The organism is Pseudomonas sp. W4I3, from assembly GCF_030816195.1.
In the GTDB taxonomy this organism is placed as follows: domain Bacteria; phylum Pseudomonadota; class Gammaproteobacteria; order Pseudomonadales; family Pseudomonadaceae; genus Aquipseudomonas.
Map to the genome: position 1 here is coordinate 3,375,014 of NZ_JAUSXS010000001.1, position 21,703 is coordinate 3,396,716.

The following is a 21,703-nucleotide window of genomic DNA, read 5'->3' on the forward strand; positions in this document are numbered from 1 at the left end:
AAGGAGAAACACACATGCTTGACCCACTCTTGAGCCGTTGGCTCGATGTTCAAGCGCAGGCCCTGGACGTGGGCAGTTGCGATCCACAGGAAGTGCTGCCACGGCTGGCAGAAGCCAATATATTGCGCATCGGCGTGCCCAAGGCGCTTGGCGGCCTGGGCGGCGACGTGACCGGTGCCGTGGACGCCATCGCCCATGTCGCCAGCCATTCCCTGGCGGCGGCGTTCGTTTGCTGGGGCCAGCGTTCCTTTATCGAATACCTGCTGCAAAGCCCCAACGCGCGGCTGCGCGAGCAACTGCTGCCGGACTTGATCAGCGGCAGGCTGGCCGGTGCCACTGGGCTGTCGAATGCGATGAAGTTTTTGTCCGGCATCGAGGCGCTGCAGATCAGCGCCGAGCCCACCGATCACGGCTGGACCCTCAACGGTCGCCTGCATTGGGTGACCAACCTGCGCAAGAGCGGCTTCGTCGCCGCTGCGGCCATCGAACACGCCGGGGGCGGCGCGCCGTTTATCCTGGCCATTCCGGATTCAGTGGCCGGCTTGCAGCGCTCCCGTGACCTGGAGTTGCTCGGCTTGCAATCGAGCAATACCGCCGCCCTCGGCCTGGAAGGCGTAGAGCTGAGCCGCGACTGGCTGTTGCACGAGGACGCGCGGCAGTTCCTGCCCGCTGTACGGCCGGCATTCCTGGGCTTGCAGTGCGGTATGTCGATCGGGCTGGCCCGCCGTTCCCTGGCGGAGGTGGCCCATCACCTGGGCGCGTCGCGCACTGTGTTGCGTGAAGAACTCGAAGCGCTGCGCGTGACGCTGGATCACCTGGTCAGCGAACTGAAGAATGGCCTGCTGGCCGGGCGCTTCGCCTTTGAGCCGGTGCCGTTGTTCAAGCTGCGCATCGCCCTGGCCGAAACCGCCGCCAGCGCCGTGCAGCTGGAGTTGCAGGCCAGCGGCGGCAAGGCTTATCTCACCGCCCATGGCAGCGGTTTTGCCAGGCGCTGGCGCGAATCGGCGTTTGTGCCGATTGTGACGCCCAGCCTGGTGCAACTGCGGACCGAGCTGCAACGCCAGGCCAACCTATGAACCCGGCGGTATTGACAGCCCAGGGTGTGTGCCTGGGGTACGCTAGCGGCCGGGTATTGGAAGGCTTCGACCTGCAGTTGCAGCCCGGCGAAGTGGTGTCGATCCTCGGCCCCAGCGGTGTGGGCAAGTCCAGCCTGTTACGCGTGCTGGCCGGTTTGCAGGCACCCCAGGCTGGCCGCGTAAGCGTGCTGGGTGAGCCGCTGAGTGGCCCGCATCCACGGGTGGCGGTGGCGTTTCAGGACCCCAGCCTGCTGCCCTGGCTGAACCTGGAAAAGAACGTCGCCTTCGGCCTGGATTTCGCCCGGCAACCGCACCTTGGCAGCGAAGAACGCCGCCAGCGCGTCGACGATGCGATTGCCGCCGTGGGCTTGGAACCTGCCCGTCATCAGTTCCCCGCGCAGTTGTCCGGCGGCATGGCCCAGCGCACCGCGTTGGCCCGCTGCCTGGCGCGCCAGCCACAGGTGTTGCTGCTGGATGAGCCGTTCGGCGCCCTGGACGAAGTGACCCGCGCCGATATGCAGCACCTGTTGCTCAAGGTCAACCGCGAACAGGGCTCGGCGGCGGTGTTGATCACCCACGACATCGACGAAGCGCTGCTGTTGTCCGACCGCATTCTGCTGCTGGGCAACCGCCCGGCACGCACCCTCGGTGAATGGCATATCGACCTGCCGCAGCCGCGTGAGGAACAGGTCGAAGCCATCGGCGCGCTGCGCATCGAGATTCTCAAAACCTTACGGCAGGCGAGCCGCCCTCAACCCAACCCCCTTGAACAGCTGGAGCCTAGCCATGTGCCTGGATGACCTGACCCACTCGCGCCGTGACTTTCTCAAACTTTCCGCGGTGCTCAGCGCCGCCGGCGCCTTGCCGTTGCTGAGCAGCCTGCAGGCGCGTGCGGCCAGCGAGCCCGACGCACCGGTGCGCATCGGCTACCTGCCGATCACCGACGCCACGCCGCTGTTGGTCGCACACAACAATGGGCTGTTCGAAGCCGAGGGCATCAAGGCCGAGCGCCCAGTGCTGCTGCGCAGTTGGGCTCAGGTGATCGAGGCGTTTATTTCCGGCCAGGTCAACGTGATTCACCTGTTGTCGCCGATGACCGTGTGGGCGCGCTATGGCAGCAAGGTGCCGGCCAAGGTGGTGGCGTGGAACCATGTCGGCGGTTCCGGCCTGACTGTGGCGCCGGGCATCACCGACGTGAAGCAGTTGGGCGGCAAGTCGGTGGCGATTCCGTTCTGGTATTCGATTCACAACGTGGTGGTGCAACAGCTGTTCCGCGACAACGGCCTCACCCCGGTCGCGCGTGCGGCGGGCAGCGCGATTGGCGCCAATGAGGTCAACCTGATCGTGCTGTCGCCTTCGGACATGCCGCCGGCACTGGCCAGCAAGCGCATCGACGGCTATATCGTCGCCGAACCGTTCAACGCCCTGGCGGAGAACCTCAAGGTCGGCCGGGTGCAGCGCTTTACCGGCGATGTGTGGCGCAACCATGCGTGCTGCGTGGTGTTCATGCACGAGCATGACCTGACCAATCGCCCGGAGTGGTCGCAGAAAGTGGTGAATGCCATCGTCAAGGCCCAGGTATGGACCCGCGATCATCGCGAAGAGGCGGTGAAGCTGCTGTCCAAGGACGGCCCGAACCGCTACACGCCGCACGCCGAACCGGTGTTGAGCAAGGTGCTCGCGCCTGCCGCCGCCGACCGCGCCGGGTACCTGGCCGATGGCGCGATCCAGCACGCCAACTGGGACGAGCACCGCATCGATTTCCAGCCTTACCCATTTCCCAGCTACACCGAAGAACTGGTCCGCCGCCTCAAGGACACCTTGATCGAAGGCGACAAGCGCTTTCTCGCTGACCTCGACCCGGCGTTCGTCGCCAAGGACCTGGTGGACGACCGCTTTGTGCGCAACGCCATCGAGGCCGTCGGCGGCATGCAGACCTTCGGCCTGCCTGAGGGTTATGCGCGGCATGAGGAGATTGGCGTTTGAGCAGCGGTAACACCGTGGCGTGGCCGGGCTGGTTGCTCGGGTTGGGTGGGCTGGCAGGGTTGCTGGTGCTCTGGTGGCTGGGGGTGAAACTGTTTGGCGAGGCCGACGGCCTGTCGGCGCGCTTTTCCCTGGCAGCGACCTTCAGCAGCCTGTGGGAATTGCTCGGGCGCGGTGAGTTGTATGAGCACATTGCGGTCAGCCTCAAGCGCATCTTCGTCGGGCTGTTCCTGGCCTTGCTGGTGGGCGTGCCGTTGGGCCTGCTGGTGGGCAGCTCGCGCAACCTGGAGGCGGCGACCACGCCGGCCTTCCAGTTCTTGCGCATGATCTCGCCGCTGTCCTGGATGCCCATCGTGGTGATGCTGATGGGGGTAGGGGACCAGCCGATCTATTTCCTGCTGGCATTCGCCGCGGTGTGGCCGATCATGCTCAACACTGCGGCCGGCGTGCGTCAGCTCGACCCGCGCTGGCTGCAATTGAGCAAGAGCTTGAGTGCGACACGCTGGGAGACGTTGCGCCGGGTGATCATTCCTGGCGTGGTGGGGCATGTGTTGACCGGCGTGCGCCTGGCCATCGGCATCCTGTGGATCGTGCTGGTGCCGTGCGAGATGCTGGGGGTGAGTGCGGGGCTGGGGTATTACATTCTCGATACCCGTGACCGGCTGGCGTATTCGGAGCTGATGGCGATGGTGCTGCTGATCGGGCTGCTGGGGTTTGCGCTGGATGCCCTGGCGCGGTGGCTGCATCAGCGTTGGGTGCATGCAGGGTGAGGGTTTGTCCAAGTCGGGCGTCTCGCTGGCGGCGAGACGCCCATCCCTTCAGCGATGCTCGTAGCCTGGGCCGCCTTCATAGCGATGGTCATGCCAGCCGCCACCACCGCGTGGGAAGAAGAAGCAGCCGCTCATGGTCAGCATGATCAGCAAGGGAATCAGCAGGGTGATTCGACGCAGCATTTGGGCAATCCTCAAGGTGTTCACAAGGTCAATCGGGCGTGGAACGAGCCAAAGCTTTTCATCGCCTGTAACATGAGACCTTGTCGCCCCCGGTCCATCCCCGTTTTCGGGTATGTGCTTGGCATGCGCGGCGATACACAGTGGATACATTCCTACCGGTTCGAGAACTCGTCATGACCCAAAAGCAACGTCTGAAATACTCGATTCTGATTGCCCTGACCGTACTGGCCTCGATGTTCGGCCTGTCCTACCTGCAGAACATCGGCGCAATCAGCGAGAAAACCTTCCAGTACCTGGCCATTGCGATTGCCGTGGTGGTGGTCGTGATCAACGGCATCATGCGTCGCAAGGTCAAGCCTCACTTCTGATGAGGGCGTGATTCAGACGTGCCCCTCCAGCACTCTGGCAGCCTCTTCGTGGAGGCTGTAGCTCTTGTCGGCATTGAGCGTGATCACGCCCTCGCTGCTCAGGCGCTTGAGCACCTCGCGCACACTCAGAAACGACAACGGGATGCCCAGTTCGATTAAATGGCTGTGCACACCGCGCACGCCAAGGGTGCGCTGGTTGCCGGCCGCGGTGAGTAGGGCGTCGATGACCTTCAGCCGGATCAGGCTGGTGCGCAGGCCGAAACACTTGAGCAGGTGGCGAATACGCTGGTTGCCCTGCTGTTCGGGCGTCTTGCCGAACCCTTGCGGGCCGTTGCCGAAATTGGCCTCGGCGGTCGGTGAATGTCCATCCGTGGGCACTTGAGGGTTGTACATGCAAAAACTCCTTATCAGAGCCTGATCAGGAAAATGATGGTGCTCTTATTCAATAAGACGAACGAACGAGCAAAATCATGAAGTGCACGATGTAGAAAATTTGTCGGTATCGGGTTTGTCACAGTCCCGTCGCCCGGAATAAACCCGCCACGGCCGTTAAATTATTTCCGCTGGGTTGCGTCCTTACGGTGGGGAAGTTGTCCCTACCGAGGGTGTTCAATTTGACTGTGGAGTCGGCGTGATTATTTTCAACGGGTTGTCCAGGGTATGCGTGGCAGGGCTGTTGCTAGGAGTGAGCCTGGCGGCGTCGGCGCGTGAGCAAGTGCCTCAGGCGCAGGCGTCGGCGCAGATCCGGCGTACCACTTACGGCGTGCCGCACATCCGCGCTGGCGATGAGCGCGGCCTGGGCTTCGGCATCGGCTATGCGTATGCCCAGGACAACCTGTGTCTGCTGGCCAATGAGGTGGTCACGGTGAACGGTCAACGTGCGCGGTTCTTCGGCCCCGAGCAGGCCACCCTGGAGGAGCGCAACAACCTTGCCAGCGATGTGTTCTTTACCTGGCTGAACACACCGGACGCGGTCCGGGCGTTCTGGAACGCGCAGACGCCGCAGATCCGCGAGCGTATCGAAGGCTACGTGGCCGGCTACAACCGTTATCTGAAAGAGCAGGGCGCACCGGCGCAGTGTCAGGCGGCGTGGGTGCGTCCGTTGGTCAAGGAAGATCTGGTCAAGCTGACCCGCAGGCTGCTGGTAGAAGGTGGCGTCGGTCAATTTGCCGAAGCGTTGGTGGGCGCCACGCCTCCCCAGGCCACCGCCGCCGTGCAGCCTGGCGCGAAGGCGTTCGATTTGGCCGCCGCCCAACAACAGCGCTTCGCCCTTGACCGGGGCAGCAACGCCGTCGCGGTGGGTAAGGATCGCTCCTTCAACGGGCGCGGCATGTTGCTGGCCAATCCGCATTTCCCGTGGGTAGGCGGCATGCGCTTTTACGAGATGCACCTGACCATCCCCGGCCAGCTGGATGTGATGGGCGCGGCGCTGCCAGGGTTGCCGGTGGTCAATATCGGCTTCAACCAGCACGTGGCGTGGACGCACACGGTAGACACCTCCAAGCATTTCACCCTGTATCGCCTGACGCTCGACCCCAAGGATTCCACCCGCTACCTGCTCGACGGCAAGTCCTTGCCCCTGGATAAAACCACGCTGACGGTACAGGCCAAACAAGCCGACGGCAGCCTCAAGGACGTCACCCATACGGTCTACAGTTCGCAGTTCGGCCCGGTGGTGCAGTGGCCCGGCAAGCTGGACTGGGACAAGCAATACGCCTTCAGCCTGCGCGACGCCAACCTTGGCAACGACCGCGTGCTGCAACAGTGGTACGCCATGAACCGGGCCGGCAGCCTCACCGAACTGCAAACCTCGGTACACACCCTGCAAGGCATCCCGTGGGTCAACACCCTGGCCGCCGATGACCAGGGCCAGAGCCTGTACATGAACCTGTCGGTGGTGCCCAACGTCAGTGCCGCCAAGCTCGCGCAATGCAGCGACCCGCGTGTGGGCCTGCAAATGATCATGCTCGACGGCAGTCGCAGCGCCTGTGCCTGGGACATTGACCCTCGTGCCGCGCAAGCGGGGATCTTCCCGGCCGCCCAACTGCCGCAACTGCAGCGCAGCGACTATGTGCAGCACTCCAACGACTCCGCCTGGATGGTCAACCCCAAGGCGCCACTCACCGGCTTCTCCCCGGTGATCAGCCAGGACAACATCGGCCTCGGCCCACGTGCCCGATTCGCCCTGCAGCGCCTGCAATCCCTGGAGAAACAGCCTATTACTGTCAACGACCTGCAAGCCATGGTCATGGACAACGAGGTGTACCTCGCGGGGCAAGTCATGCCGGACCTGCTGCAGTTCTGCGCCAAACAGCTGGGCAACGATGCCGCTACGCTCCAGCCACTGTGCACCAGCCTGAAAACCTGGGACCAGCGCGCCAACCTCGACAGCGGCGTGGGTTTGGTGCACTTCATCAACCTGGTGGAACACCTGCAGCAAATCCCCGATGCCTGGCGCGTCGCCTTCGACCCGGCCCACCCGCTGACCACCCCCAGCGGCCTGGCCATCGACCGCGCGCCCGTGGCCAAAGCCCTGCGCAAAGCCATGCTCGCCTCGAGCAGCGCCGTCGACAAACTCGGCCTCGACCGCTGGGGCGACATCCAGCTCTCCGGCCAAACCCCCATCCACGGCGGCCCGCAAGAACTGGGCATCTACAACGCCATGCAAACCGTGCCCCGCGCCGACGGCAAACGCGAAGTCGTCAGCGGCACCAGCTACCTGCAAATCGTCACCTTCGACGACAAAGGCCCCCAGGCCATAGGCGTACTGGCGTTCTCCGAGTCCAGTAACCTCCAGTCCAACCACGCCAAGGACCAGACCCAAGCCTTCTCCGAGAAAAAGCTGCGCCCACTGCCATTCACCGAAGCCCAGATCAAGGCCGATCCGCAGTACCAGGAACAACGCATCCAGGAGTAGGGCAGGGCCGCAACCCCTTGATGCCAATGCGAAATATTTTTGAAATCAAGGGGTTGCAGGCCTAGGCAAATGAGTACATAATGGCGCCCATCGAACGCAATGAAGCATTAAAAACTTCAATGTATTCAATGAGTTAGAGTAGAGGCGCGCTTCACAGAGCCCACTCAAGTTTGTATGCGGTGAGTGCAGGTAATACAGGCACTGACCGTTTGAGGCCGAGTAGCAAAATGGTTATGCAGCGGATTGCAAATCCGCCTACGCCGGTTCGATTCCGACCTCGGCCTCCACTCTTGAAAACCCCGTAGATTAACGTCTACGGGGTTTTTTATTGGGTGGGATTTGGTCATTGCTCCCGCAACAAGACCTTACGATCTATAAACAAGGAAGAATAATGCACTCGCCGTCATTGCTGTCGTCTCTCAAACTTTTGGCTGTTCTGCTGATAGCCGGGCTCACGACCGCTTGTTCCAACTACCACTACAAGGATTACCAAGGCGATTGGGCGCCTGAGTTGATGACGCCCTATGACCTGTCCAATAACGCGGCCAACGCGCCGGTGGTGTACTTCGCCACCACCCGCTTTCGCGGATTGGGAGTCAAATTCCATCGACTGTTGCTGGCCACGCATGTGGACGACCAACTGCTTGAAGGCGCCGGGCGGCGCTCGATCCTCGACGTTTCCGGCAAACAGGCACTGCGGTTGACCCCGGGCAAGCACTCGTTGACCTGGTGTTGGGTGTCGATGAATGCCTTGGGGACCGGTGGCGCGAAGTGCGGCTTCAGTGCTCGCGATGTGGAATTCAATGCAGGCCAGCGATATGTCGTGGACTTCACCACCCGCGACGACATCAATGGGCCTCCGGGGCGCCAGGTCTCGACCATTACCATCGAATCCGAAATTCGAAACCTGGATACCCATGAAGTGATTTATCCGCTCAAAGGTAGTGCTGGGCAGGAGAAGGACTAACGCTTGCGACGATCACCGTCACGAACGGAGTGGGGCGGTGGTCGAGGTATGTGGCGGGGGATAGCTTTGGGCCAGGAGCTGCCACTCGGCTGGATCTTTTCGTTCGATGAACGGACGGGGTTTATCCCGTCCCCGAAAAGTGTGGCGAACGCTTGAATCGTAGGCTCGGCGCTAGGAGTAAACGGTACCGGGCGGCATTTTTATGCCGCACAGTGCTCGGTAGCAAACACCATTTCCATATACCAAACATTTATCGCGGGCTTGGGCCTTAAGCATTAACGCTCGCAATCTTTGGACAATTCGAACGGCTCGACGTCTGAATAACAGCGGTTTTATCGGCCGCTTTTCTTGCCTTGGATGTTGAATCTCACCGAGATACTCCTGCCAACTTTTTGGTTGCTGACAGAGCTTTGTTTCGAGATTGTTCAAAATTGCCAATACGTCAGTTAGATCGTCATTTCTCAAGCGGAACATTACATTCATTGATTCAATGCCTATCCCGGCATCTCTTTGTGCATATCGTTCAAAAGCAGGTGCTATAAGGGAAAAATATCCAAACGTATGAAAACAGTCAGATCTGAAAACAATTCGGTCTTCTGGGTCTAGCGGCCATAAATGCTCTGTTTTTTTCGAGGTATATAAGCCGATTATATGATGCATGGTGGCTGTACCAGACTACTGACATATTTATGGATAAGTGCAAGCTCACACTCCTGCAAGGACTCAGCGTATCAGGTTCGTGCCATCCATTGGCCACTTTTTCTGACCCGTTTTCTGGCGGTTGTCACCTGCTGCTATGGGTCGGTTTCTACCTCACACAACAGGCAGAAGTCAGCGCAAAAGCGGGCGTTTACAATCGGGTTAATAAACTGCCGCCTTTCCGCAGTTTGAATCACACTGCGTAGCGTAGCGGCATCGGCTTGAATGAATCGTTAGGATTCATCTGCCAGCTCCGAGCCCACCTCGGCGGGCCACATAGACCCAAGATCGACCGCTCGTGAGTCGATGGTTGCAATTGCGTCGAGACGATTAGCCATGGCCTCCTTGGTGAGGTGCTCTTGGTAGATACAAAGACTCTCAGCAAATTGCGGAAGAGAAGAATTTATGAAAACTCTCTCGTTGTAACGGTGGTGGTTGAAGTAGATGACATGTCGGCTGTCCATATCAATGGCAACAACGTCGTCAGATCCATTGTGACCGATAGGAAAATAAGATTCGGGTAAGCCGAAATTTTGTACTCGTGACTCAATTTCGGTCTGTGAGTAGCATAGAACGAAAGAAAAGGCGCGGCATCATGCGGCAGCCCCTGTGCCGCCAGAAGGCTTGAGTCTTCTCTTACGAGTCGGTCGGGAAGGGACTCTGGATCAAACAAAACGAACTCTGCGCAAAGGCTATGACGCTGGCGAATCACTAGGCCGCACGGGTAACGCCATTGGTTTCGTCATGACGGTTTATCGCAAACTCGCTGCTTCCAGCGCAGCCGCCATTCACCGGGCGCTGTGTAATCGCCTTCAGCGCCTACTCGACGATCAAGCAAAAAATATTCCTACTGAGGAGGCAAGCGACGAGCGCTACCTGGGTGAATGGGAAGAACAGTTCACCAGCGATGCCCGTGAGTTTTTTGCGGGCGAGGTACAACTGCTGAAAGACCTAATTGCTGAGGCTGCTGAGTTGAAGGCCAATGACCTTAAACTGAAACTGTTTATTGAAGACATCATCGGCAAAATTCAGGCAGCCAACCCCAACGAGAAAGTGCTAATTTTTACCGAATACCGCACTACTCAAAACTATCTGCGGGATGTCTTAGCAGAGCACTATGGCAGTGATCAGGTCGAGCTAATCAATGGCTCCATGCAGCATGCCGAACGGCGTGAAGCCATCAAGCGCTTTGAAGAACAAGGCCGCTTTTTGATTTCGACTGAAGCAGGCGGGGAAGGCATTAACCTGCAGAGCAATTGCCACATCATGGTCAACTATGACCTACCTTGGAACCCCATGCGCCTCGTACAGCGCATTGGTCGCCTGTATCGCTATGGGCAGAAGAAGAAAGTGGTTGTGTTCAACATCCAGCAAACTGACAGCCTGGATCAGGATATCGTCGACCTGATGTATGAGCGGATCGACAGCGTGGTGACTGACTTGGCCGAGGTTCAGCAGCACGAATTCAATGATGGCCTGAAAGACGAAATCCTCGGTCAGCTGGCCGAGTTGATAGATGTGGAGGAAATCCTGCAACAAGCCACAAAACTCGGCATAGACCGAACCCGTGAGCGTATCGATGAGGCATTAAAGCAGGCACGTACAGCTGCCGCCAAACAGCGAGAACTGTTTGTGCACGCCGCCACCAGCGCTCCCAACGAGCTGCGCGACGAGCTGGAAATCACAGTCGAGCATCTCTACAGCTTCGTCCTAGGAATGTTCGAACAACTGGGTATCGAGCTCGCAGAGCGCAGCCATAAAGAGCGGCTTTTGCGTATTCGATTGTCCGAGCAGGTGATGCGCGACATGGGGCTTTCCCCCAAAGCCTCCCAGCGTATGGACGTGACTTTGGATCGCATGCTGGCCGCAAACCGCCCCGACACCCAAATGCTCGACCTCAACTCCAAGCTAATGCAGTACATGCTGGGTAAAGCCTGCGAGCACGACTTCGGTGGTTTGGCTGCGATGGTCAAAGAGCCAGAGTTCGGCGATGGGGCATTACTTGGAGCCATGCTTCGCTGGCAAGGCCCACAGGGCAAACGTATGCGGCAGGAGTTTGTAGCCATTCAGGTTAACGACGGCAAAGCTAAACTGAATCCTGCAAAAGCCAGCCAATGGCTGGTGACACCTGCCGAGCACAGCACCCTGAGCCCCGATACTGAAGCCTCCAAATTGCTGTTCAAAGTCGCAGAAGATATGGCTAACCAGCGGCTGGCAGATGCCAGCAACCGCTACCTGATACCTGAGAACTTGGAGTGGGCAGCCGCAGGCTGGACTCGGCAGCAATAAGGTCTATCCAATTTAGCCCAAGCCCCGCCCGTCTATATTTAGGGAAAGTAGGCGGTTTATCTATCTGGTAGAGAACCAATTTTGGCCTTTGACGACTGACTGCTAATGGCCGATTCCTGCCTCTCACGACGGAAAGCAAACGGCCCAGCGAATCCGCACTAACGCGACATTGAAATGCCTTTGCCATCAGGCCTGAATGAGTCGTCGCATAACTCAGGAGTAAGGCGACAGCTAAGGCTTGGCGCGACGTGTGGGCTGGGCCCAAAGCAGACGGTGGGCAGTCTGCTAATGCATCAGCAATGATGTACCCATCACTGTCGCGCTTACAAAATCACCTTTTATGATGATCAAGAGGTTATGTATGGCGATGGAAATTTATACAACATACACTCAGTGATTCTCGACAGAACCGTCGCCTAATAAATATCCAGGAGCAATTATGAAACTTTTCTCGGTATTCACAATTTTGTTATTTGCATTAGTAGGATGCGCTACAGCTGGGAGCCAATCGCCACAGCAAGCCGCACAATCTGCGGCAATTTTATTTGAGCAACAAAAATTCAATTTAGTTTGGGTTCCCGCAGCGAATAACGGCATTTCCGGAGCTATGGCATCCGCGCTTATAGGAAGTGCAGGTTTAGAATCTCCAATTGTTTCAAGCATCCACCAAATAATTGCCCCTGCAAGCAAAGCTGATGTTCGTGTCGCCATCTCAGGAACCAATAGTTCTTTTGCAGCCAACTCAGCTATTGCAGCCTTAAGTAACACATCAAGCATGCTCCCTAAGTTGCAACTTGCATTTATCGGCTCGACATCAGATGCCGCGGCAGTTCGCTCGGCAGTTGAAGCTAAAGGCGGTAAATTCTTACACGCCACACCAAATGGCTCCTAACTAGCGGTTTCTGCCTGTCATGATAGACGTCTGTCGGCCAGGAGCAGACATTCGAGACAGTCTAGCTATGGGCCATTTTCGGAGTTTGTTGATGGGGCTGGGGGGCTCCCTTGTCTCATTCTCCAAGGTCCCTCTCTAGGAGCCCTCATACGCCAGTCGTCGCTTCGGCGTAGCTAGGCTGGCTGATAACACCCTTTTTTCAGCGCAAAAAGGCCAGCGTGAAAGTGGCTGCACAAACAGCAGCCATCCGATACCAGGCCCGGTCGGCTTATTGCCCGGCCTGGCTGACAGGGGTAACGCTGCGGGTGTAATAATCGCCCGACGAGTCCTGGATGCAGTAATTCGGGGACATCGGTTTTTCCTCGCCGGCTTTCAACTCAACCACCTCATTGCGGCACGTTGTCTGGAGTGTTTGGGACTGGAATGCCTGCCGGACTTCATAGTCGGCGCCTGCGCGTGGCACGAAACTGACGGGCGCTGAAGAGCAACTGGACCCGGACGTGACGAACGCCACAAACACGATCAGCGGCTGCCCGGCCGGGACCACACGTTCATCGAAGTACCTGCGCGTCTCATCGATCTTCGCGCTGACCGGGGAGGCCGGCATGCCGATGACATTATTCTGGTAGTCGGAAGGCCACATGCCGAAGATATCCGCGCTCTGACCGCTGGGCACGATACGCGAAGGATTCCATCCTTGCGGCCGCTCGCGGGCGGCCAGGGCTATTCTGTAAGTGTCGTTGAAATACTGCTCGCAACTTTGGCCGGATACGAAACCTGCATATGCCCCTTGCCCGCTGATCAGGCGGATGCGCGCCGTACTGGCCGGGTCGTACTTGGCCATCTCGGCCGGGTTCTGTACATCGGTTTTTTTGAAGGTGCAGCCCCCGATAGCCAACGGCACGATGAGCAACAGCGACAGGCGTGCGATGACGATGCCCAAGCTGGTATGAATTGATGAGCGCTTGCTGGCGTCCTGCTTCATTATTTTCTCCATGTTAGTAGCGCAACCTTCGTGATGGAGGGGTTTGGGCAGGCGTTTGCCTTCAAAGTTCGCAGGTTCGCACTGGATTGGGGGCAAAGAAAGCATGACGGCGGCCTTTTCTCTCTCCCGAAGTGTCGCGCGTACAGTCTGCCCTGTTATGCTGATTCAGCTATCCGGCGTGTAGATAAGATGCTATATGGCATTAAGTGACAGGAATGTTGGCCAATTGATAGTTAGGGAAAACTGAGTATGCGTCGCTTAGTAGCCAACGGATTTGTGTTTGTCAGCATTGCGATACTCTGTTCCGGCTGCACATCTTATTCGTCCCAGCCGACAATCAACAAACCCGCTGAACCCGAAACACGAGAAATCATCTCCAGCTTCAGTTACGCAATAAACTCCCCATGGAAAGACAGTCGCTTCGGCAAGGACGCATACGCAGCGACACTTAAAGTTATTACTGATGCACAGGATACGGGCTCCAGCCTTGCCGCCCCGACCCTACCGGCATTAGAAATAAAGATCTCGGAGTTCTCATCTGGCGGCGCTTGCGGACAAGATTACTTGACGGGCCTGAGTCTGGGTTTGATCCCCAGTTGGTGTACGCGGACAGACCTTTTCAAGTTTGATTTTATATTGAATAAGGATCAGCGCTTTTGCAGGCAGAAAACCTACTCGATAAACGCCACGTCGTTTTCACATCTCACGATGATTCCGTTTGCACTATTCAATACGGACAATCAGCCATTGACGCTCTATCAGGCGGCGCTTAAAGATTTTCTTCGGATAGGTCAATGTGCGACGCGTTGAGAGGCATGTTAACAGGCTTTGTTTTGCGGCTACGAGGGGCTCATTCCAGGCGTTGGGACGTTCGAAATTTATCTCAGGTGAGCGGCAGCTTTTGGCCGATTGCAGGCTGTCATTAAGGCCTACTGCTGGCCGTTTGCTGCCTGCCGGAGGGTGAGGCTCCAACCGTCGGATTCTGGAAAGTCGGGGGTCAGCACCTTCACGTAAACCAGCCTATTCGCTCCGGTTACCACACCAAGATGGGAAATATGTCGCGCCGCGTACTCACAACATAAGACTCCAATCCATTTTTTTCAGGATAGATTTTCAAGATTATTTTTTCGCTGAAAGTGATGGTGAGAACTCCACCATCATCAATTGAAAATTTTTCTACATCGAGATTTAAAACATCAAAAAACAAAGGACTGGTAGCGACATCCTCTCCATGCCCCCTTCTAGTCACTCCGTCGATATCACAAACGAATGGGCACTGAACCAGTACACTGCCCATGTCGCCAAAAAGCAAGACCTGCGAGCCGATCCCGACCGTTATACCCGTTAGGACGGCTGGCATCATTTCGGCCAAGTCAAAGTCGTTTATCATCGTGCCGTACCCTTGTCGGACAGGTGGTTATTGAAGATTGCCAAGTTAAGAAACCTGCTGGTTCTTACGTGGACCAATAATAGCTCCACTCAGCCACCTTCATCCCTTGGGATGAACAGAGTCATCTCGTTGCGATGGGAAGTCTTGATCGAAACCCTATCCGAAGCATATTCGTTGACCCGGCCTATCACAGAATAGAGATAGGGGACCGACTGATGGCGACGATTGAGTCAGTGGCCGCGTAGGCTGAGTGAAACTCTTGGAAAATTTGGGGCAGACCACAATTGATATTCGTGGTCTGCCCCCCGATCTATCTGCGAAATTGGCCCGACGCTTCTCGGAAAATAACGCTACTCAAAACCAAATTATTGCTACCCATGACGGCATTTAAAATTGGCACAATAGCTCGCTAGGCTTTCTCTATTAACAGACGGATTCGTTCATGCATCACAGCATCCACGCCGCTTACCATCAAGCGACCTTCTCCCGCAGCACTTGCGCGTGGTTGACCATTGACGATGTGGCCATCGAGCAATGGTTGGCCTCCCACCTGAATGACGCCAGTGTCGCCCTGCTTGGGCTTTCCTTGATGTGGTTAATGGATGAGGAAGAAGATGCCCTCGCCAGGCGTCGCTTCATTCCCGGCGAGGACGGCAGCTCCACCCTAGTACCATTGCTGGTGTGCAGCGATGATATGGACTTCGACTGCACCGTGCTGATGGTCGAACAGGTTATCGACGGCGACACCGTGCATTGGCGGCGTTTCGGCTGGAGCGCTTCCGGCAAGCTGGAAGTGGGTATTTCTACTCGCTGGAACGCGGAAAACCAGCCGGTTAGCTTTTCTCTGGAGGAGTTCGGCGCAGCGCTGGAGACGTTCGACAAGCTGCAGAAGGAATCGCCGAGTCAATGAGGCGCACGGATATTAAGCAGCAACTTCCCGAACTCGACTGTGCTGCTAAAGTGAAGCTTCGCAGGTTGTTGGCTGCCGGCACAATTTTGCCAGTGATGAATAAGACCAAATGGGTCGAGCTGATCGAAGCAATGCTTTGCTCACCGCAAATACAACCAGAATTCAGACTGCACAGTGTTTTAGCCCCGAGCGGCTACTGCACAGACTGGGATGGAGATTGGCATTACCACATCCATCCTGTAGCGGAAATCGAGTGGATCGAACTCAGAGCGGTTTCGCTCGATTGGTTGCTGTCCATATTGAGAAAACACAACTTTCCGTTTTCGATCGAAGGCGAAACGCCTCGTGTATGGGGCTATACCAGGCTTGGCATGCAGCCTGTTTGGTGCTGAACTCATCCGAGCTGGCTTTAGAGTTCTCACACACTCTGGGCCGAACCCGGTCAGGTGACCAATAAGATAAACTTCCAGCCAATCTGTACAGTCCAAGTTGAACATTGCTCAAGCCGTGCGTTGAGGCATCTCCATTTGAATTCCCAAAACTCTTCAAAAGCATCCATTACCTTTCCAGGCGGCGGAAACGCGGGAGACTTGCTCCGCTCCGTAGATTGGACGCAAAGCAAGTTGGGAGAACTGTCGGCATGGCCGCAGGCATTGGTCACCCTTACCAGAGTCATGCTCAGCTCTAGCCAACCCATGTTTATCGCCTGGGGGCCTGAGCGCATCCTTCTTTACAACGATGGATATTCCAAAATGCTTGGCCCGAAGCACCCGTGGGCATTCGTGCGGCCCTTTTTTGAGGTGTGGCCTGAAGTACGATCCGAAATCGGTGGGCTCATGGATCGAGTCTTCTCGGGTGAGCCCATTGCGATGGATGACCTCGCGCTGACGCTCAATCGAAACGGCTACCCGGAAGAGGCCAGTTTTTCTTTTTCGTACACCCCAGTGCCAGACAATACCGGAGAAATACTGGGTTTGTTCTGCGCTTGCACTGAGACCACGGGGCGCGTTACGACTGAGCGTCGGCAAGCAGAAGATGCGAGGCGCGAGAGGGACCGGTTATTTGAAATGAGCCGAGATCTGTTTGGCGTGGCTACCCTGGACGGGTATCTGGTGTCGATCAATCCAGCGTGGGCGCGGCAACTCGATCGCTCAGTTGAAGAACTGTTGGCTCGACCATTTTCCGAGATCATCCATCCTGACGATCTTGCCGAGACGGAGGAAGTCGTTGCACGGCTAAGTGCGGGCGAGTCCGTGCATCAGTTTCATGTGCGACTGCTTAAAGCTGACGGGATGCCAATCTCATTTGCATGGTCTGCCGTGCCAGAGGCCGGCGGTGAGGGCAACCTTTTCTACACGGTAGGGCGGGATATTACTGACGACCTCAGACGCGAGGAGGGCATCCGCCATGGTCAGAAAATGGAGGCGGTTGGCCAACTCACTGGCGGTCTCGCCCACGATTTCAACAACCTCCTTCAGGCTGCCCACGGATGCCTCGATCTTATTCTGCGCGCGCCCCAGGACTCCTGAGCGCGTTTCACGTTTGGCCAGGAACGGTTTGCAAGCCACTGAACGCGGGGCAAAACTGACGGCCCAGTTGCTGGCGTTCTCCCGCGCACAGAAGTTTGAGCTGCGTCCTATCGACGTCGGCAGCCTCATCGCAGGAATGACCGAAATCCTTCACAGCTCCGTCGGCCCTCTTATCCGGGTCGTGATCGAAACATCCCAACTCACCCACGGGGTGTTGTCTGATCCCACCCAGCTCGAAATGGCGCTGCTTAATGTAGCCATCAACGCGCGCGATGCAATGCCTCAAGGCGGCGACCTGATCATTACTGCCAATGAGCGTGTAATTGATACCGATATGGATTTGATTCCGGGCAATTACGTGCAAATCGCTATCACCGACACAGGTATCGGAATGTCAGCGGCCGTTGCCGCCAGAGCTTTCGAGCCGTTTTACACGACTAAAGGCTTGGGCAAAGGTACCGGACTCGGGTTAAGCCAAGTCTATGCCATGGCAAAACAGGCAGGGGGAACGGCTCGGATAGAACAGCCAATTCAACGCGGTACTCGAATTAACCTATGGCTGCCCTCAGTCCAAATAGGGCCTGCCAAGGCGCCCCCAAGAGATGACCCGGCTCCGCTCTTGAGATTTGAGGCTAAAAGGGTGCTCGTGGTGGACGACGACCCCGACGTAAGGCAGTTCCTCTCGTCATCGTTGGAAACATTAGGCTTCGAAGTGCGGACCGCAGAGGATGCAGAGCGTGGTCTGGCAGTGCTGGAGGACGTGGAGCCTGACATCCTGGTTGTCGATTTCGCCATGCCTGGTATGAACGGGGCTCAAATGGCTAGGGCTGTAAGGCTTAGGCGCCCTAATCTCCCGATCATCTTTGCGAGTGGGTATTCAGAGACTGATGAGATAGAAAGAGCGGTTGGCAAGTCCGCGGTGCTGCTCAGAAAGCCGTTCGGAGTCTCGGAACTGGAAACCGTATTAAACGCTGCGTTGAATCCGCATTAGGAAACGCGCTAGCCGTTGCGCTCAGAGTTGGCGAAAAACAACGAAGCAAGGACAATAATTTTTCGATCAAAGGAATGGCTATGAACCCGTTAAACGGCCTACCCATCGGCGCGACTGGCGATATCGACATCCTACATGTCACTTCGCATCGCACGAAAAGGGTAGCGCCATGCGTACAACCATGATGCTTGCAGGGATTGGCGCCACGCTGGCGCTGTTGTCTGCATCGCCAGCCCAGTCTGCGCCTCTGTCAGTCACTGCCGATCAGAATGGTATCTCGGTGCTGGTACAAGGCACGGGCACAGATATTATCCTGATCCCAGGATTTGCCTCGTCCTACGAAGTCTGGGCTGATTTGGCCTCCAGATTGCGGCAGAACCATCGTTTGCATCTCGTACAGGTTGCTGGTTTTGCCGGATCGCCTGCTGTAAGCAATCCAGGCGGTCGAGTAGTCGCACCGACGGTCGAAGCCATCGCTGAATACATCCGCAGCCAGGGCATCGAGGCGCCGGTGATCATCGGTCATTCGTTGGGGGGTGAAGTGGCACTGATGCTGGGTGCTCGTCATCCTGATCAAGTCGGGCGCCTGATGATTGTCGATGCGATGCCCTTTTATACCTTGCTGTTTGACCCCTCAGCGACCAGTGAAACGGCGACGCCGCACGCGTCTGCGATGCGCGATGCAATGTTAGCGGCGACGCCTGAGCAGTCGGAAGCCATGCAGCATGCCTCTATCGCCCGTCTCGCCAAAACTGAAGCGGTGAGGCCAGGTTTGGTCGCTGCGGGGATGAACTCTGACCGAAAGACGATGGCCGATGCCATGTATGAGCTGATGGTCACGGACCTGCGGCCGGAGCTTGGACGCATAGGGGTGCCTGTCCAGGTCGTCTATGCCTACGACCAGCTTTATGGCATAGAGGCGTCCCACATAGATGCAATGTTCCGTGATGCCTATGCCTCGACCCCGGACATCAGCTTCAGGCGAATTGACGATAGTTTTCACTTCATCATGCTGGATCAGCCGGAACTGTTCGCTGATGCCGTCATCAAGTTCATTAACCGCTGAGCGGTGGCGGGCCTGCGGTAGTGATCATTTGTTGCCGCCCATGCAAGTCACTGGCCGTCTGCTTCTGGGCGAGCGCGTAAAATTTGTGCATTGCAGATCCGCCTACGCCGGTTCGATTCTACCTCGGGCTCCACTTTTGAAACCCTTTCCTATTTCCGCACGTCGACCTAACGAGAGTGACTGGCGTTATCAGCAACCTCTGCTAGCTTTCCAATGGCCTATCAGGAGTTGTAAGCGGGCTCCAACCCCGAGCTGATAATTAAGGACAGATATCATGAGCAGTCAACGTCTCGGGCCCGTGCTACTTCTAACCGCTCTGTCACCGTTCGCGTCATGTGCAAATGCAGACAACGCCGATACCGCCAATAAAAGTAATAACCCGCTGAATCTGGCGCCGGGGGCGAACCTTCAGGATTACTACTCGCCGAAGCTTTATGACACTAATGTCCACACTAACGATGCGCTGCTACGCGGGACGCTCCCTGTGGCGCCCAGTGATTTCATCGGCGTGCCTCAGATTCTGCGTGCAACGCTGCCCATCAGCACCCGACCTGACCCGCATGGCGGATACAGTACCGGTATCGGCGACCTGAACCTGTTTGACATATTCCTGCTCAAGACTGAGGGCGTACAACTCGGTATCGGGCCGCAAATCACCGCGCCTACTGCCGCCCAAGATGAACTTGGAACAGGTAAATGGCAAGCCGGCCTCGCAGCAGTTGCCATCGATTCATCCCCGCGCGGACTGTTGGGTGGGTTGGTGCAGTATCAAAGTTCTTTCGCGGGCGACAGCGACCGTCAGCACGTCGAAACCGCGACTTTCCAGCCATTTATCATTCACAACCTTCCCAAGGGCTGGTACTTGCGCTCCACCGGAACTTGGACGTTCGACCTGAAAAACGATACCCACTACATCCCGATCGGACTGGGGGTGGGCAAGGCCTGGAAGTCTGGCACCAATATCCTCAATGCGTTTGTCGAGCCCCAGTGGACGGTAGAGCGCAAGGGTGATGGTGTGCCGCAGTTCACTCTGTTTGCCGGTATCAATGTCACCTTTGGGAAATAGGTATTTATATGGATCATTTTGTTCGCGAGGCTGGTCGCACGCTCATCGCGCTAGCCGTTAGTTGCAGCATTGCAGCTCAGGCTCAAACGTTGGAGACCCGTATCGGCTCTATCGCAATGCAGGGCGAACTTCCTGCTCATGAGTCGATACCCAAACTCTACGCAGAACTGGATTTCCAACAAGCGACCCAGAGTTATCTTTGGGCACTGCCCCTTGTTTCATACGCGCAATGGCAAGAGGAGTTTCAGAACAAGCTGGGTGCACAAAGCGGTGATCTGATGGTGCTCACCAGCTACGAAGACAAGCTGGGTGTCATCACCGCAAACGCTACTACGCCTTACATACTCGGTTTTGTCGATCTGAACGAAACGGGCCCGCTGGTGATCGAGTTGCCGCCTGGGCCAGCCGCTGGTGGTGTAGGCGATTTTTGGCAGCGAGCGATTATCGATATGGGGCAGACCGGCCCAGACAAAGGTCAGGGCGGAAAATATCTAGTGCTGCCGCCAGGTGCTCAGCCTCCTGCGGACGCAGACACGTTTTACATTGCGAAATCGGAAACGATGAATGTCCTGGTGGGGTTCCGCGTACTCGACCCAGACCCTGCCAAGGGCAAGGCGCTGGTTGAGGAATTTAAAATGTATCCCTACAGCGAACGCACACAGCCGAGTAAAACCAAACTGCTTTCGCCCAATGGCAGGGCTTGGTCAGGCACGCAGCCCCGAGGCATGGCGTACTGGGAACGCCTGCATCAGATCCTTCAGAAAGAGCCCGTGAACGAGCGAGACCGTTTTTATATGGCGATGCTCGCCAGTCTAGGGATTGAAAAAGACAAGGCATTCAAGCCAACACCCGACCAACGAAAAGCCTTGGAGGAAGGTGCGCAGATGGGCGAGCTAATCGCCAAAGCCAATACATTCGCCAAACGCTTCCCTGGCGCTCAATTCTGGCCCGACCGCCAATGGGACAAGGTGCTCAATATCGCTGAGCCATCCCAGCGCGTAGCCTTTTATGACCAACTGTGGGAACGCAGCGCCTGGTTCTATGAGGCCGTGACGAACACCAAAGGCATGGTTTCCAAAACGCCTGGTCTCGGGCAGACCTACCTGGGTGCCTATACCGACAAGGATGGTCAGTGGCTCGACGGTGGCAAACACTATCGCCTCCATGTCGGCGCCAATCCGCCAGCCAAGCAGTTCTGGTCGATGACTGTCTACGACACCGACACCCGCTGCCTGATTGACAATCCACAACGAAAAGCTGACCTGTCATCGCGCCAGGACCTGAAGAAAAATCCAGACGGTTCAGTCGATTTGTATTTTGGGCCTAAAGCCCCGGAAGGCTTTGAAACGAATTGGGTTCAAACCGTGCCGGGCAAGCACTGGTTTAGCTACTTCCGCCTATATGCCCCCACAGAGGCTTACTTCGACAAGAGCTGGAAGCTCGATGACATAACGCTCGCGAAGTAACTCGCGCAGGCTTCCCGAACTCAAACTCGACGCAGATGGCGGGGTGGTTGCCAGCGGTCGGTGGAAGCTGCCGCTTCCTTAACCTGCAAATAACACTTCGCCAAGAACGTTTCCAGGACCCTTTGGTTGTAGAAGTCACCACCAAAGAGAGCGTTT

General features: G+C 56.9%; 20 protein-coding genes, 1 tRNA gene and 1 pseudogene. 18 read left to right on the forward strand and 4 right to left on the reverse strand.

All coding sequences use genetic code 11. The annotated features are described in order from the left end of the window. Window positions 1-14: 14 nt before the first annotated feature. From QF045_RS15365 to QF045_RS15380, 4 genes are read left to right on the forward strand one after another with little or no spacing between them, the layout of a single operon-like run. A complete protein-coding gene (locus QF045_RS15365; RefSeq protein WP_306492948.1) occupies window positions 15-1,076 on the forward strand; it encodes an acyl-CoA dehydrogenase family protein in 1,062 nt (353 codons plus the stop codon). Next, entirely contained in the window at window positions 1,073-1,876 is an 804-nt protein-coding gene (locus QF045_RS15370) for an ABC transporter ATP-binding protein (RefSeq protein WP_306492949.1), read from the forward strand. Before QF045_RS15365 ends, QF045_RS15370 begins: the two co-directional genes overlap by 4 nt. Further along, the gene (locus QF045_RS15375) at window positions 1,863-3,062 is read left to right on the forward strand and encodes an ABC transporter substrate-binding protein (protein WP_306492950.1); all 1,200 of its coding nucleotides are present in this window, start codon (window positions 1,863-1,865) and stop codon (window positions 3,060-3,062) included. Before QF045_RS15370 ends, QF045_RS15375 begins: the two co-directional genes overlap by 14 nt. A 14-nt stretch (window positions 3,063-3,076) precedes the next feature. Beyond that, window positions 3,077-3,829, forward strand: a complete 753-nt coding sequence (locus tag QF045_RS15380; protein ID WP_306494902.1) for an ABC transporter permease — start codon at window positions 3,077-3,079, stop codon at window positions 3,827-3,829. Window positions 3,830-3,877: 48 nt separating this feature from the next. Here the strand turns inward: QF045_RS15380 and QF045_RS15385 are convergent, their stop codons facing one another. Next, window positions 3,878-4,012 carry a hypothetical protein gene (locus QF045_RS15385; RefSeq protein ID WP_256657526.1) on the reverse strand — a complete coding sequence of 45 codons (135 nt, stop codon included), beginning with the start codon at window positions 4,010-4,012 and terminating at the stop codon, window positions 3,878-3,880. A 173-nt stretch (window positions 4,013-4,185) separates the two neighbouring features. On the opposite strand from QF045_RS15385, the gene QF045_RS15390 reads away from it, so the two are divergent. Beyond that, a complete protein-coding gene (locus QF045_RS15390; protein ID WP_306492951.1) occupies window positions 4,186-4,380 on the forward strand; it encodes a hypothetical protein in 195 nt (64 codons plus the stop codon). 12 nt (window positions 4,381-4,392) lie between these two features. Here QF045_RS15390 and QF045_RS15395 read toward each other — a convergent pair whose 3' ends face one another. Continuing rightward, window positions 4,393-4,773: a fe2+ zn2+ uptake regulation protein gene (locus QF045_RS15395; protein ID WP_306492952.1), complete on the reverse strand. Its 381-nt coding sequence runs from the start codon at window positions 4,771-4,773 to the stop codon at window positions 4,393-4,395. Window positions 4,774-5,011: 238 nt separating this feature from the next. Here QF045_RS15395 and QF045_RS15400 point away from each other — a divergent pair, with 238 nt between their 5' ends. The 5 genes and pseudogenes from QF045_RS15400 (at window position 5,012) to QF045_RS15420 (ending at window position 12,144) form a co-directional block, all read left to right on the forward strand. Further along, on the forward strand, window positions 5,012-7,297 hold the full coding sequence (locus QF045_RS15400; protein ID WP_306492953.1) for an acylase: 2,286 nt from the start codon (window positions 5,012-5,014) through the stop codon (window positions 7,295-7,297). A 213-nt stretch (window positions 7,298-7,510) separates the two neighbouring features. Continuing rightward, a tRNA-Cys gene (locus QF045_RS15405) sits at window positions 7,511-7,584 on the forward strand. A 104-nt stretch (window positions 7,585-7,688) separates the two neighbouring features. Further along, window positions 7,689-8,264, forward strand: coding sequence for a hypothetical protein (locus tag QF045_RS15410; RefSeq protein ID WP_306492954.1), 576 nt, complete (start codon window positions 7,689-7,691; stop codon window positions 8,262-8,264). A 1,380-nt stretch (window positions 8,265-9,644) separates the two neighbouring features. Beyond that, a pseudogene (locus QF045_RS15415) lies at window positions 9,645-11,252 on the forward strand (helicase-related protein); the annotation flags it as partial. 439 nt (window positions 11,253-11,691) lie between these two features. Then, on the forward strand, window positions 11,692-12,144 hold the full coding sequence (locus QF045_RS15420) for a hypothetical protein (RefSeq protein ID WP_306492955.1): 453 nt from the start codon (window positions 11,692-11,694) through the stop codon (window positions 12,142-12,144). A 268-nt stretch (window positions 12,145-12,412) separates the two neighbouring features. Here the strand turns inward: QF045_RS15420 and QF045_RS15425 are convergent, their stop codons facing one another. Then, window positions 12,413-13,129 carry a hypothetical protein gene (locus QF045_RS15425; protein ID WP_306492956.1) on the reverse strand — a complete coding sequence of 239 codons (717 nt, stop codon included), beginning with the start codon at window positions 13,127-13,129 and terminating at the stop codon, window positions 12,413-12,415. A 249-nt stretch (window positions 13,130-13,378) separates the two neighbouring features. Here QF045_RS15425 and QF045_RS15430 point away from each other — a divergent pair, with 249 nt between their 5' ends. Then, window positions 13,379-13,939, forward strand: a complete 561-nt coding sequence (locus QF045_RS15430; protein WP_306492957.1) for a hypothetical protein — start codon at window positions 13,379-13,381, stop codon at window positions 13,937-13,939. A gap of 223 nt (window positions 13,940-14,162) precedes the next feature. Here the strand turns inward: QF045_RS15430 and QF045_RS15435 are convergent, their stop codons facing one another. Beyond that, window positions 14,163-14,519, reverse strand: a complete 357-nt coding sequence (locus tag QF045_RS15435; protein ID WP_306492958.1) for a hypothetical protein — start codon at window positions 14,517-14,519, stop codon at window positions 14,163-14,165. A gap of 442 nt (window positions 14,520-14,961) precedes the next feature. Between QF045_RS15435 and QF045_RS15440 the strand changes: the two genes are divergently transcribed. From QF045_RS15440 to QF045_RS15470, 7 genes are all read left to right on the forward strand, one after another. Further along, on the forward strand, window positions 14,962-15,429 hold the full coding sequence (locus QF045_RS15440; RefSeq protein WP_306492959.1) for a hypothetical protein: 468 nt from the start codon (window positions 14,962-14,964) through the stop codon (window positions 15,427-15,429). Then, window positions 15,426-15,821, forward strand: a complete 396-nt coding sequence (locus QF045_RS15445) for a DUF6678 family protein (RefSeq protein WP_306492960.1) — start codon at window positions 15,426-15,428, stop codon at window positions 15,819-15,821. Before QF045_RS15440 ends, QF045_RS15445 begins: the two co-directional genes overlap by 4 nt. A 135-nt stretch (window positions 15,822-15,956) precedes the next feature. After that, window positions 15,957-16,958: a PAS domain-containing sensor histidine kinase gene (locus QF045_RS15450; RefSeq protein WP_306492961.1), complete on the forward strand. Its 1,002-nt coding sequence runs from the start codon at window positions 15,957-15,959 to the stop codon at window positions 16,956-16,958. 28 nt (window positions 16,959-16,986) lie between these two features. Beyond that, window positions 16,987-17,949: a response regulator gene (locus QF045_RS15455; RefSeq protein WP_306492962.1), complete on the forward strand. Its 963-nt coding sequence runs from the start codon at window positions 16,987-16,989 to the stop codon at window positions 17,947-17,949. 169 nt (window positions 17,950-18,118) lie between these two features. Continuing rightward, window positions 18,119-19,015, forward strand: coding sequence for an alpha/beta fold hydrolase (locus tag QF045_RS15460; RefSeq protein ID WP_306492963.1), 897 nt, complete (start codon window positions 18,119-18,121; stop codon window positions 19,013-19,015). Between the two features lie 274 nt (window positions 19,016-19,289). Next, window positions 19,290-20,081, forward strand: coding sequence for a hypothetical protein (locus QF045_RS15465; protein ID WP_306492964.1), 792 nt, complete (start codon window positions 19,290-19,292; stop codon window positions 20,079-20,081). Between the two features lie 8 nt (window positions 20,082-20,089). Continuing rightward, complete coding sequence (locus tag QF045_RS15470) at window positions 20,090-21,547, forward strand: DUF1254 domain-containing protein (RefSeq protein ID WP_306492965.1); 1,458 nt, start codon at window positions 20,090-20,092, stop codon at window positions 21,545-21,547. Window positions 21,548-21,703 lie beyond the last annotated feature (156 nt).